The 12,680-nt window shown below is 59.5% G+C and carries 8 protein-coding genes; 5 read left to right on the top strand and 3 right to left on the bottom strand.

Going from position 1 to position 12,680, the window contains the following annotated elements; all coding sequences use genetic code 11:
• Positions 1-47 precede the first annotated feature (47 nt).
• The 4 genes from NKH73_RS07825 to NKH73_RS07840 are packed head-to-tail and all read left to right on the top strand — an operon-like array spanning position 48 to position 6,753.
• Positions 48-1,271 (top strand): glycosyltransferase family 4 protein, encoded by a 1,224-nt coding sequence (locus NKH73_RS07825; protein WP_352929965.1) that lies wholly within the window; start codon positions 48-50, stop codon positions 1,269-1,271.
• Positions 1,268-2,524, top strand: coding sequence for an O-antigen ligase family protein (locus NKH73_RS07830; protein ID WP_352929967.1), 1,257 nt, complete (start codon positions 1,268-1,270; stop codon positions 2,522-2,524). Before NKH73_RS07825 ends, NKH73_RS07830 begins: the two co-directional genes overlap by 4 nt.
• A 7-nt stretch (positions 2,525-2,531) precedes the next feature.
• Complete coding sequence (gene asnB / locus NKH73_RS07835) at positions 2,532-4,529, top strand: asparagine synthase (glutamine-hydrolyzing) (protein ID WP_352929969.1); 1,998 nt, start codon at positions 2,532-2,534, stop codon at positions 4,527-4,529.
• A gap of 49 nt (positions 4,530-4,578) precedes the next feature.
• Entirely contained in the window at positions 4,579-6,753 is a 2,175-nt protein-coding gene (locus tag NKH73_RS07840) for a GumC family protein (RefSeq protein WP_352930741.1), read from the top strand.
• A gap of 503 nt (positions 6,754-7,256) precedes the next feature.
• Here NKH73_RS07840 and NKH73_RS07845 read toward each other — a convergent pair.
• The 3 genes from NKH73_RS07845 to NKH73_RS07855 form a co-directional block, all read right to left on the bottom strand.
• On the bottom strand, positions 7,257-8,297 hold the full coding sequence (locus NKH73_RS07845; RefSeq protein WP_352929972.1) for a glycosyltransferase family 2 protein: 1,041 nt from the start codon (positions 8,295-8,297) through the stop codon (positions 7,257-7,259).
• Positions 8,294-9,610: an oligosaccharide flippase family protein gene (locus NKH73_RS07850; protein ID WP_352929974.1), complete on the bottom strand. Its 1,317-nt coding sequence runs from the start codon at positions 9,608-9,610 to the stop codon at positions 8,294-8,296. Before NKH73_RS07850 ends, NKH73_RS07845 begins: the two co-directional genes overlap by 4 nt.
• Before the next feature lie 242 nt (positions 9,611-9,852).
• Positions 9,853-10,347, bottom strand: a complete 495-nt coding sequence (locus NKH73_RS07855; protein ID WP_352929976.1) for a helix-turn-helix transcriptional regulator — start codon at positions 10,345-10,347, stop codon at positions 9,853-9,855.
• A 495-nt stretch (positions 10,348-10,842) separates the two neighbouring features.
• Between NKH73_RS07855 and NKH73_RS07860 the strand changes: the two genes are divergently transcribed.
• Positions 10,843-12,612 (top strand): adenylate/guanylate cyclase domain-containing protein, encoded by a 1,770-nt coding sequence (locus NKH73_RS07860; protein ID WP_352929979.1) that lies wholly within the window; start codon positions 10,843-10,845, stop codon positions 12,610-12,612.
• The last annotated feature ends 68 nt before the right edge of the window (positions 12,613-12,680 follow it).

Raw genomic sequence — 12,680 nt, forward strand, 5'->3', positions numbered from 1 at the left:
GGATACTTCGCGCTACCGGGGTACAACGCACGGTCAGGAGAGGCAGGATGAACCCGCATCTCGTGTGCGTGGGGGGCGAGGATCACGCGTTGAGAATTCCATTCCTGATGTCGCTGCGGGAAAGGGGATTCCGGGTCACTGCAGTTTCCAGCGGCGATGACGCTGCTTTTTTGCGGCATGGCATTCCGCATCGCAGCTACGGTTTCGACCGATTTACCAGCGGCAGCGGGGAATGGAGCGCGATCAGGACGATCCGAAAGTTGATGTCGGAGCTGCGACCCGACATTGTTCAAAGTTTCGATACCAAGCCCAATCTGTTGGCACCGCTTGCCGTGCGCGGGCAAGCTCCAGTCGTTCGCACAATCAACGGCCTGGGCTGGACGTTCTCGTCGCTCCAACCGCGGGCGCTGGCCTTACGTCCAGTCTTTTGCGGGCTACAATGGCTTGCGTCCTGCTGGACGGCCGCCACAGTGTTCCAGAATCGGGACGATCAGGCTTTCTTCGAACGCTATCGATTGATCGGACGCGGCAGCCAAAGAGTGATCCGCAGTTCTGGAATCGACGTCGATGCATTCGCTATGGCAAGGCATCTTGCGCCGTCAGCGATGAGAATGCGCCAAGAGCTTGGGCTCCAGTCCGCCGAGGTCGTAATTTTTGTCGGCCGATTGACTCGCCAGAAGGGCATCCCAACACTGCTTGAAGCAGTCCCCCGTGTCCTGTCTGAACGGCCCAACGCTCGTTTCGTGCTTGTCGGCCCTTGGGATTCCGAAGGTCCATTTGCAGTCGACAAGGCGGAAATCGATCGGCGCGCTCCTCATGTCATCGCACTAGGCCCGAGACGCGATGTTCCAGCCCTTCTTGGCATGGCCGATCTGTTCGCCTTCCCCACACAGTATCGAGAAGGAATCCCGCGTGTCCTGCTTGAGGCAGGACTGGCGGGATTGCCCATCGTCGCCTCAAGAATGCCGGGCTGCAATGAAGTGGTTGAAGACGGATGGAACGGCTATCTTGTCCCTCCTCATGATGTCGCTGGCCTTGCGTCTCGAATAATAGACATCCTCTCTGATCGCGATCGCGGAAAGATCATGGGCGCCCGGTCTGTCGAACTCGTCCGGGAGCAGTTCGCGCTGCCGCGGGTCGTAGACCAGTATTGCGATCTGTACAAAAATGTCCTTAGCGCCGAATGCCAGGGCGGCCTCGCCCGACCAGTGTCTCGGATCCGTCTCAAAGAGGATGCCGCAAGCCGCGGATTGGGTGGAGCGAGCCGATGATCCGGGACGCGATCCTGGGCTGCGGCCTCGCAATGTCCTTTGCAGTGCAACTCGACGTTCCGGGGTCGCCCTTTGGGGTTGGCGAACTGTTCCTGGTGCTTTGGATGATGCTGTCGATTGGGCGGGTACTCGCGGGCGGCCGGCTGGAAACCACGCCGGCGCTGATACGCCTCGCAAGCTTCTGGACGATGATGGCATTTGGTCTCGGGGTCGGTGCCATTATCGGCTATCTGACCACAATTCTATACATGACTGGGGTGATACACGATACGATGGCCTACCTGCTGTTGGCCAGCGTCACCTGCCTTGCCGCCGCCGAACCCGAGGCTGATCGCCATCTCCGTCGCACGGGCTGGTGGGTAGTGGGCGTCGCGAATATGGCTCTTGCCATTCAGGTAGGACAGGGCTGGGGGTGGATCCCTCGGGCCGGCGTCGACCCCTGGTTCTGGGATCGCTTTCGCGGCTGGTCGCAGAATCCAAATCAGCTCGCGCTCTACTGCGCAATCTTTGGCCCTCTGGCCTTGCATCTCGCCACCACCACCACCAATCGATGGGGCAGGTTGCTTGGGATCGCCAGCTTGTTTCTTACCTTCTATGTCGGGAGGCTGACGAAGAGCGATACCTATTTGTATACCAGTATCCTGGCCTGCCTGACATTCCTCGGATTGCGGATCAGGACATGGCTGAGGACAGGTGGCAACAAGGTCAGCTTTTCGCGGCAAGCCGTCCTCCTGTTGCTGGTCGGCATGCTCCCGTTAGCGATGGCAATGAGCCCCTACGTCCTGACGGAGGCGAGCGTCATCGGAAACTTCGCCAAGAGCCTGACCAAGGACAAGGGCGGCGAGGCTACGGCCGGCGCCGCTGCACTTCGCGTGCATCTCTGGGACGAAGCGTTGGAGAAAGGCGCGGAATCCGGGTCGCTGGGCCTTGGTCCGGGTCCGCATCTCGAGCGGCCAGCAGTGGCCGAGCGGCAATTTCTGGAACGACCGTTTGAGGCTCACAACACGATCCTCGATCTGTTCACTCAAGGCGGTTTCATCGCAGTCCTGGGATTGGTGTGGATCGTCGGCGCTGCCATCATGTCGGCGTGGCGTGCGAAGCACGACGCGCTGTTGGTGCTCCTGGTGTCAATCGTCATCTTCGGGATGCCGCACCTGATCATCCGCCACCCGATCGTGTGGTTTGCGCTGACCATCTGCCTTGTTGCCGGTACTCCGCGAGCAGTTTCGACCGTCTCTAACAATCTGGGGTAGTAGTGGCATGTGTGGGATAGCCGGAATTCTTTTAGCTGCCGATTCAGCCGATACCAAGCCGCTCAGGGCAATAGAGCAAATGACGGCGGCCCTTCATCACCGCGGGCCCGATGGTCAAGGTTTCTGGACAAACCGTGAAGCCGGCGTTGCTTTCGGTCACAGGCGTTTGGCTATCGTCGACTTGTCGGAAGCAGGCCGCCAGCCGATGCTTTCCGAAAGCGGCAGATATGTCATTACCTTCAATGGCGAAATATACAATTTCCGCGATCTGCGCCGCGAGCTGGAAAGTGCGGGCCATCATTTCCGGGGCGCCAGCGACACCGAAGTCATGCTGTGCGCCATCGAGAGTTGGGGCCTCGATAAGGCGCTTACGCGCTGCGCTGGCATGTTCGCGTTTGGGCTGTGGGATCTGAAGACAAGAACCCTTCACCTTGCCCGCGACCGCATGGGTAAAAAGCCGCTCTACATCGCTCCAACACGGGATGCACTCGTCTTTGCGTCCGAGTTGAAGGCCATCAACTGTTTTCCAGGTTTCTACCAGGAGCTCAACCTTGATGCAGCCGCCGCTATGCTTTCGAAGGGATGGGTACCGGATAACAGTTGCATCTGGCGAGGTGCGTTCAAGCTACCGCCCGGCTCGGTCCTGTCGGTGACGGCCGCCGATTTGGCTGGGGCACGCAGTGCCGCATCCCTGTCGCATCGCATCCGATACTGGTGGTCGCTGGCTGAAACCGTCGCGAAGGGTAGGGCGGAGCCGATCGTCGGCACTGACGAAGAACTGACGGATGAGCTCGATGCCCTGCTTCGGCTTGCCGTTCGGGAGCGTATGATCGCTGACGTTCCGCTGGGAGCCTTCCTGTCGGGGGGAATAGACAGTTCAGCTGTTGTTGCCCTGATGCAGGCTCAGTCGGAGAAGCCTGTGCGCACTTTCACCATAGCTTTCGGCGAGGACGGGTTTGATGAAGCTCCCCACGCTGCGGAAGTCGCGCGGCATCTGGGCACCGACCATACTGAACTTCACCTTTCGGCAGCCGCTGCGCGCGAGGTCATTCCTGAACTGCCGCAGATATGGGACGAGCCGTTTGCCGATGAATCGCAAATACCAACTCTGCTGGTGGCACGGCTTGCCCGCCAGCACGTTACGGTGGCTCTGTCGGGCGATGGTGGGGATGAGTGTTTTGCCGGTTACGCCCGCCACTTCATGGCGGCCCGACTGAAACGACAGCATGCTCTGCCGTCGCCACTGCGTCAGGCGCTTGCAGCAGGGGTCGGGCTGATGGCCCATGCAGCCCGTCACGATCTCGTCGGCAAGCTACCGCTCTCCGCGGGCGCACGGCATGCGCTGCGGGGCGACCGTCTGAATCGCCTCGCTCAACTACTCGCTGCGGCCGATGAGGACGAATTATATCGGAAACTGACGGGATCGTCGAACGAGAACCTCACTCTCCACCAGCCGCCTTTATCAACTCGCGCCGAGCACCGGCCTGACGGTTTGCTGTCCCGCCTCTTGTACGACGACATGGCTGGATACCTGCCCGGCGATATATTGGTGAAGCTGGACCGAGCCAGCATGGCCAATAGCCTTGAGGGGCGTTGCCCGTTGCTCGATCACCGGGTTGTCGAATTCGCTTGGCGCCTGCCGACGGATACGAAGGTTCGCAATGGCAGAGGCAAGTGGATCCTTCGTCGGTTGCTGCATCGTTATGTTCCGCAGCGGCTGATGGACCGGCCGAAACAAGGTTTCGATGTTCCCATCGCAGTCTGGTTGAGGGGCCCGCTGCGCATTTGGGCCAACGATCTCGTCGCCGACATGCGTCTCTCCGGAGACGGGATTTTCGACTTTGCAAAGGTGGATGCGTGCTGGCGCGATCACGTCGACGGCAGGCACGACCACTCTCGCGAGTTGTGGTCGGCTTTCATGTTCCAGGCCTGGCGCAACGAGGCAAGGCGGCCATCGATGCCGGCAACGGAGCTTTCTCGCGCGCCCGAACTTACAGGAGTCTGAGATGGAAGGATCTATAGTTAGCCGCATCCACCTTCCGCACGTTACGGAAATGCCCGTGCCTGCGCGCGAGATCAATCCGCGCATGGGACGGCCGTTGCGCGAGCAGATGGATACGCAAACCCCGTTCCATCAGCTTCTCGTCACTCTCTTAAGAAAAAAATGGTTCCTGCTGGCCATGGCCATCGCAGGCGGCTTGTTGGCGGCGATTGCGGGTCTTGCACGGCCTGCCCTATACGAGGCCACTACACAGGTAATCGTCGACGCGCCTGGCAGAGTGGCGCCCGGCGGCTTGATCTCTGCTCAGGAAATACTGGATTCCAGCATTGACGACCATATAACCATGCTCTCCTCGTCAAGCCACCTACGAAGCGTAGTGGCAGCGCTGCGCAAAACAGACGCTGCCAATGTTACGAAACAGGCTGATGTTACGAAACAGGCTGACGCCGGGACTGGAAACTCTCGTCCCGATCCTGCTCGCGTCGCGCCGCCGAATATGCGCGCGGCTCCAGCCGGTCTGCTGGCCAGAATTTGGCCGCAGAGCAAGCCGGCGGAGCCAGATGCGGCTGAACTCAAGGTGCTGCGCGAGGGTATAAGGATTGGACAGGAACTGCGATCAAGAGTTATCAGCGTCGGCTTTACCGATGACGATCCGGCGCAAGCCGCTCTGATAGCGAATACGTTTGTCCAAGTGTATATCGGCGATCTCGCGAGGAAGAGCCAGGCATCTGACAGGCGGGAGCTCGACTCGATAGCTGCCGGACTGCCGGCTATTCAAAGCAATCTCGCAGAAGCTACCGATCGTCTGGAGAGGTATCGGCTGAGCCATGGCGCCGTCGATCAAGGTGCGGCGGACAACGCTGCCAAGGAGACAGCCGAACTCACCCAGCAAATTTCCTTGTCGAAAGCGGATCTCTCCGCAACGGAATCTCGACTCCAACACATTCAGGAACTGCGAAAGGAGCGTGCGTCGGTCGCCTCGTTGGCCGAAGCCATCGGATCACCCGTGCTGGCCGATCTCTTGGCTCGCCAGGCCAGTGGCGCAACAGATAAAGATACCACAAGTGCAATCAACCGTGAGATCGAACAAGAAACCGCCCGCATCGCTGCTGAGGCGAATATCTATCGCTCTCAGGTAGCGGCGCTGCAAAAGCGTAAGGACGTCCTGGATGCGGTTGTCGCCGATACAGCCGGCCGGCTTTCTGGACTGCGCGCTCTCGAGCCGCAGGTCAGCATTCTGACGCAGCGATATAACGATCTTTTGACCCGGCAACAGGACTTGATGCGGCGTATCGCAAGTCCATCCTCCGGGGTCGGGATTCTTTCAGCGGCGTGGCCGCCCGCCAATCCAACAACTCTTTCGCCAATCTTCCTTATTCCGCCCGGGATGATCGTGTTTATTCTCATTGGCGGCGTCTTCGTCATCGTCAGCAACCGCTTTGACCGTACTTTGCGCGGCGAGGCCGAGGCTGAAGCAGCACTCGGGGTTCCGTGCCTTGGGCTGATACCCCAAGCTCCCACGACGCATGCAAGGCGACTGCAGCAGCTGGTTTTAGGTCAGCAGGCGTCCAGATATAGCCGAGCCGTGATGTCCCTGCTTGTCACCGCGGCGCCCAATCAGGCGAGGGATCGCTCTTCGCACGTGATCCTCGTGACCTCCAGTGTCCAGCATGATGGTAAGACCGAGCTTGCATGGAGCTTGGCGTTGGCAGCCACCCGACTGGGCGGGCGAGTGCTTTTCCTCGATCTTGACCGCACGGGTTCTCGCCTCACGGCCGAGTTCGGTGCACCCAAGCCGCACAATTCTTTCGGAGACTATGTGAGCGACCGTTGCGCTCTGCACGATGCAATCGCGGAAACGTCTGAAACCGGAATTGATTTCATGGCCATCGCACCGTCGGAGGATCTGCTGCCGCTGCTGTCCACAGCCGATAGCTCCCTGCTCGCGGAGGAGTTGCACTCGACCTATAGCGTCGTCATCATTAATGGGCCGCTGGGACTGGGAGGGCCAGAGGCCAGGCTCCTGACCGGCTGGGCCAACATGGTTCTTTTTGCTGTTCGCTGGGGGAAGACACCTCGCAGTATCGCGCGCGGCGTTCTGGACCTGCTTGGGGGCGATATGCCGGCTCGGGTCCCCATTGGAAGCGTTCTCACGCAGGTTGATCTCAAAAAGCACGCCGGCTATCGGTTCGGAGACAGCGCTGATCTCTTGCTCGTGAGAACATGATGAGTGCGCCTGCTGCTGGCGCATTCGCTGTCGCCAGCCCTGTGCCGATCGCCTGGGAGCGGGGGCGCGCGGCCGACGGACGCCGCCTGCCCGTCAAGGAGACAGGCCATCAGCTGTATGGGACCATAACCCAACAACGTTGCGATCCGGCTTATGACATCGACCGGGTAGGTTGGTTACTGACCGCCGAGTCTTCTGGCTCCCGAACCGTCAGGCGGTGACCGCTCACCAACCTCCCGTCGACGCCGCCGTCGGACTTGCGGAGAGCGTTCCTTGCGGGTGAGAGCGGTGACGGATGGTCCAATCGAGGCATCAGAGTCGATCTCGATACCGGCGGTCAGCGATGAAGCAGCTGAGATCTTCCCCGAGCGAGAGTGCACAGTCGCTGCGCTCTCATCTGCAAATCGGGATACGTTCCTCCGAATCTGAGAACAGAGCGCGACCCCGCTCCCGCGCTATGCGCCAGGGCTTCAGCAGGCTGCGTTCGTTTGCGAGATTGAGGGCTATCGTGTCCGGGTAAGCAACCGGCCCAATCGCGGGCGGATCGCGAACAGGTAAGCAAGAAGGTGCTGGTTCGCGACTTTCATAACTGACGGACGAAGAATTTGCATGGCATCACGGATTGTCGCTCGCCAGGGCTGACGATGAAATCTCATGGGGAGACGAGCAACCCGCAGCGCCCGCAACACGGTCTCTGGGCGAGGGAGGCGTCTCCGATCCTCGATGAGGTTCCAGTTAAGCTGTTTGACGGCGAGGGTTACCTGATCCACCTCGTCGAAATTCTTGGATGTCGTGATGCTCGGATGGTTCGTCGCGTCGTAGAAGATCAAGCCATCGTTTATTGCGACCATGTCTCCATGGCGGGCCAGGTCGACGAAGAACAATTGGTCGACTCCGGCCGGGATCGATTTGTGCGCACGCATCAGACAACCGGCGTGGATGACGTCGCGGTTGATCAACAGTGTCGATGGGATGATCCCAAGGGTGCGCGTCGTGCGGACCAGATAGAGGTCGGTCAGGCATTGCTGGCTCGAATAGACCGAAACCCGTTCTCGGTCCTCCGGCGCCAAACGGAACTTGACCCGCTTTTCTTCCATTACGTTCGCGGCGCAGGTTATGAATGCAGCCGAGGGGTGTTTCTTGGAAACCTCGGCGAATGTCTTGAGCGCGCCTGGTGCGAGCCAGTCATCGTCATGCAGCAACTTGATCCATTTTCCGGCGCAGGCAAGCATGGCATTGTTGGTATTCTCCACCTGGCCGCGACCTCGGCGGTTTTCGACAATTCGGATTCGAGGTTCGGCCCGGGCATATTCGGTCACGATTGCCCAAGTCGATCCCTCTGGCCCCTCGTCATCGCTGACGACCAGTTCCCAATTGGAAAAATCCTGACGCAGGATGCTATCAATCGCCCGGCGGATTGTATCCGGTCGGCGAAAAGTTGGGATTCCGACCGATATGAACGGGCGCAGTCCCGATGCATCAGCGCAATGATTTTGGTCAACCACATTGGTCGTTTGGAACTGATCAAGCGGCGATTGCTTCATGGTGTCTTTCCCTCGAGACGGTGAATCTGCTTTGGCATGGCCGCTCCTGCGAATTGAACGTCGTGGCTCAAAAGATACAGATAGGCCGCCGTTTTTATTGCAAAGCCGACGGTCCCGCCGGCCGCCATCAGGTAAATAACGGTGAGCGGTGCCCAACCCGCCGCAGCACCGAAGAGAAGTGGACCGAATACAAGTGCCGTCCGCGCGGTGTCGACGAGAAGTCGCACCTCCTGTCGCCGCAGGAGAGCGGGGACATCTTGAAGCGGCGTCGACAACGCCTGCGCAGCGCCCATGAACGCCAGCGCGGTCATAATTTCTGCGGCTGGAACCCAAGGCTCGCCGAGGAGAGGAACGACGATATATGGTGCGGCCAGCCCAAGCGCCAGTATCGGTAATGCGGTAAGGCCGGCTGCAAGAATCAAGAGGCCGCGTGCGGTTCCGATCAGATGCCCGCGACTGCTTTTTTTGTTCGCCTCGGCCACGAAAACATTGCTGAGCGGAGTGGCAATCAGCGTGACGGGTCCAGTGATGAGCCGCGCTGCAACGCCCAGGTAACCGGCGAAGGCGGCGCCAAACAACGAGCCAACGAGAATCGCGGGAAGGTTGATGATGGCGAAGCTCGCTAGGGCTGAAGGAATGTCGAACAACGGGAATTTGTATTCTCGCCTGGCGATGGCAAAAACGGTCCGCCACCGCGCTCGGACGATGCCCCGTATGTCTTCCCAACTCAGAATCCGATAGCCGAGGATTCCGATAAAGATGAATTGGCTCAGGATATGAGCATGCACCATAGACTCGCCTTGGAAATGGGCGAGACCGAAAGTCAACTGCAACAGCGCCATGGTCGCCGGCAAGATCAGGCGGCCGAGGGCAAAGTCGCGCAAAAGACCTGCCCGTAAACTCCAGCAGTTCACGGCTTCGACGAGGCCTGCGCCCGCCATCCCGAGTGGAACCAGCCAGACGAGGTGGCTGACGCGCGCGGGAACCATGCTCGACAACAGTTGTCCTGCCGCAAAGGCGACAACACTCGTTACCACGACAGCCAAGAGGATGAGCTTAACAGTGACATACGCTCGAGCATTGTCCTTGACGCCATAGAGAGAGGCCTCGAAGCGCAGTGCTGCGACCGCGCCGAGGATGTTCACGATCGAGAGATAGATTGTGAAGACCCCGAAATCGGCTGGGGAATAGAGCCGGGCCAACACGGGGATAGCAGCAACGAGAGTAAGCTGGCCGGCGATCGCCATCGCCGAAACGCCTCCTGCCGCGCGAAGGATTTTGCCAATCGGGCTTGCAGGAACGCCGGTGAACATTCTTTCGACCGCAGGAATCGTCCTGTATCTCAGAAAGTAGCTTTGGGGCATGAGATCGCGATTCCGAGAAGGTTTACCGGAGCTTATGATGGGTGCCAGACCTCGCCATCATTCGTCTGAACGATGGATCAGCCGGCTGACCTCCTCGGGCCGGCTGTCGCTGATATCGGGTAACCTTAGATGCGACGAACCGCGCAGCGCGGCGCGCGATCTGCAGGACGATCCACGGTGCCTGGGATCCCTTATGGCAAGACCGAAATACGCCCCAGAAGAGCCACCAACTCCGCCTGACGTCTCGTTTCGGTCTTGGCGAAGAGCGAGGCAAGCTGGGAGCGGATCGTGGTGGGGCTGAGGCGCCAGCTGCGGGCGATCTCCAACGGCGCATCGCCCTGAGCCAGGCGCAGCGCCAGGTTGGTTTCTGCGCTCGTCAAGCCAAACATCCTTTGCAGCGTCTGCGGATTTGGCCCCGACCTGTTCTCGCGGTCCAGCAATGCCACGATGCTGGTTCCGTCAGGCGCGACAACGCCATCCTCTCTCAGTATCACCGGCCTGTCGCCCGCGCTGCGGATCACCACCCAAGACAGTGAACCCGGCAGGAAATGGGCCGGAACGTTGGCGACCAGCCGCCTCAGGGCGATCGAAAGCTCACTGGCTGTTTCAGCCGCTTCGCCCTGGCGCTCCAGCGTGGTTTGAGCGGCTGCGTTCCACTCGATCACTTTTCGTTCGCGGTTCAGCACGAGATAGCCGCAGCCGATGCGATCAAGCATGCCAGTGATGGATTCAAGGCTGCGTCTTCCTGGTTCGTCGTCGCCTGCATCCGGCCGATCAGATGCACGAGTTGGAAAAGCATAAGAAGGCCGCGTCGTATGTGGCTCGCGATTATACTTGGCGCCCATCGGAATGTACCGCTTGCGCGCAACAGCATTGCTGTGTCTGTCGACCAGAGTCATCTGTTAATCTCCCCAAAATTTAACTAACCAGAAGCAAGTTGAAAGGATGCGATGGAACGATTTACGGAATCTATTTCTTTGCTATTGGGCGAATAGAAATCGCGTGGGTAGTCCACCAAATATACCCGGCTTTCTGGGATGCTTTCCCCGACCCTCGCCTACAATGCAGATTGCGAGAACGCTCGTATGTGAAAATTTTTACATTCCCATAGGTGAGCCCACAATTTCGATTGCAGCGTGCGGATGACAGCGCTAACGTTTCGGTGGAGGGTGGTAAGGGGAATGGCTGAGCGGCAATATATCCGTCAGCTCGCGACTATCATTTCCATTGATGCGGTTGGATTCTCGCGTCTGATGGGTCTCAATGACGAGGCTGCGGTTTCAGCGTTCGAAGGGCGACGGGCGCTGATTATCGAAAGCTGCACCTCCTTCGGCGGACGAATGTTCGGCGCTGCCGGCGACAGCCTCATGGCCGAATTCGGAGCTCCGATCGAGGCCTTGCGGGCGGCATTCGACTTTCAGGAGAAGATCGCAGCAATCAACGCCGCGGTTGTGCCGGACATGCGCATGCCTTTTCGCGCGGGCATACACACCGGCAACGTAATTGTCCGCGGTGAAAGTCTCTATGGCGACGATGTGAACATCGCGGCGCGCATCCAGGAGTTCGCGCCACATGACGGCGTCGCAATTTCCGAGACCACCTGGCACCATGTGAAGGGTAAATCGGCGGCCAAGTTCACCGATCTCGGTGAGTTTTCGCTGAAGAACATCGCTTTGCCGGTCCGTCTCTTCGTCGTCGCCCGAAGCGGCGAGGGACAAGGCACGATGCCGCCCGCGGCCGGAGGCATTCCCGGTTCCATACGTTTGAAATCCGCGGCGAACGGCCCGCCAGCGATCGCGGTCCTGCCATTCCGCATTGACGGGGACGATCGCGAAATCGAGTATATGGCGGACGGCATCGCCGAGGACATAATACAGGGGCTGTCCAACACAAGATGGCTGCCGGTCATCGCCGAAAGCTCCAGCTTTCAGTTTCGCGACGATATGCTCGACACCCGGCTTGTCGGTAACGCGCTTGGCGCGCGCTACGTCGTCAGCGGAAAGCTTTCCCGCAGCAGCGGACTTCGGCTGAACGTCAGCCTTGCCGACGCCTCGAATGGAAGGGTGGTCTGGTCGCGCAGGTTCGATCGCGACTTCGCCGGCATCGTCGATTTGCAGGACGAGATCGGTGCTGAAATCGTGTCGATGCTGGAAAAGGAGGTCGATCGGGCCGAGCAGGTGCGCACATTCCAGGTGCCTTGGGAAAGCATGGAGACGTGGCAACTCGTGAGACGCGGGCGCTGGCACATGCAGCGTCGCACGCGCGAGGATACCGAACTCGCCTTCGAGTTCTTCCAGAAAGCCTATCTCGAAGACCCGAATTCCTCGGCCGTGCTCAACGAACTCGCTTGGTGGCATTTCTGGCGCAGCTGGCTGCGCTTCGGCGACAACGAACATCTTGCCAAGGTGGTTGACTATTCCCGCAAGGCGCTGCTGATGGACAGTCAGGATGCGCGTCCCCATGCTTATCTGGGCATTACCGATATCATGCGCGGGCAGCCGAAATCGGCATTGGCACATCTGCGCGAGGCGCTTCGTATCAATCCAAGCTTTGCCTTTGCGTGCTCGGCAATGGGCAGCGCCCATCTTCTGCTTGGGCAGGTAAGGGAAGCGATCCCTCTGTTCCTCGCCGCGGAGCGGCTGAGTCCGTTCGACATCTATGGCTTCCACAATCTCGGCGAACTGACTGCGGCCTACAGTTTCGCTCATGATTGGGATTCGGCGATCGCCACCGCCGATCGCTCGCTCGAATTGTCTCCCGGTTATTTCTACTCCCGATTCCTCAAGATAGGCGCGCTCGCGCGCAGCGGACGCGACGCCGAGGCGCGTGCGGAACGCGCGATCTTCCAGACGCGCCATCCTGATTTTTCACGCCAGCAGGTGGACTGGATACCGTTTACCGAAAAGTCGGCGAACGCTTTCCTCATAGAGAATTTCGAGAGGGTGCAATGAGAATGGGGCGGCAAAAAACTGTGAACCAGCTCACATACGCCGGAGGCGAGCAAACGTAGATCAAATCG

The sequence above is a fragment of the Mesorhizobium sp. M0938 genome, from assembly GCF_040319125.1.
Taxonomy (GTDB): domain Bacteria; phylum Pseudomonadota; class Alphaproteobacteria; order Rhizobiales; family Rhizobiaceae; genus Mesorhizobium; species Mesorhizobium robiniae.

What these genes read in the sequence shown, in the direction of transcription:
- NKH73_RS07845 (WP_352929972.1), bottom strand. Translation starts at nt 8,297, where the DNA reads ATGAAGCAATCGCCGCTTGATCAGTTCCAAACGACCAATGTGGTTGAC.
- asnB (WP_352929969.1), top strand. Translation starts at nt 2,532, where the DNA reads ATGTGTGGGATAGCCGGAATTCTTTTAGCTGCCGATTCAGCCGATACC.
- NKH73_RS07840 (WP_352930741.1), top strand. Translation starts at nt 4,579, where the DNA reads ATGCCCGTGCCTGCGCGCGAGATCAATCCGCGCATGGGACGGCCGTTG.
- NKH73_RS07860 (WP_352929979.1), top strand. Translation starts at nt 10,843, where the DNA reads ATGGCTGAGCGGCAATATATCCGTCAGCTCGCGACTATCATTTCCATT.
- NKH73_RS07830 (WP_352929967.1), top strand. Translation starts at nt 1,268, where the DNA reads ATGATCCGGGACGCGATCCTGGGCTGCGGCCTCGCAATGTCCTTTGCA.
- NKH73_RS07850 (WP_352929974.1), bottom strand. Translation starts at nt 9,610, where the DNA reads ATGTTCACCGGCGTTCCTGCAAGCCCGATTGGCAAAATCCTTCGCGCG.
- NKH73_RS07825 (WP_352929965.1), top strand. Translation starts at nt 48, where the DNA reads ATGAACCCGCATCTCGTGTGCGTGGGGGGCGAGGATCACGCGTTGAGA.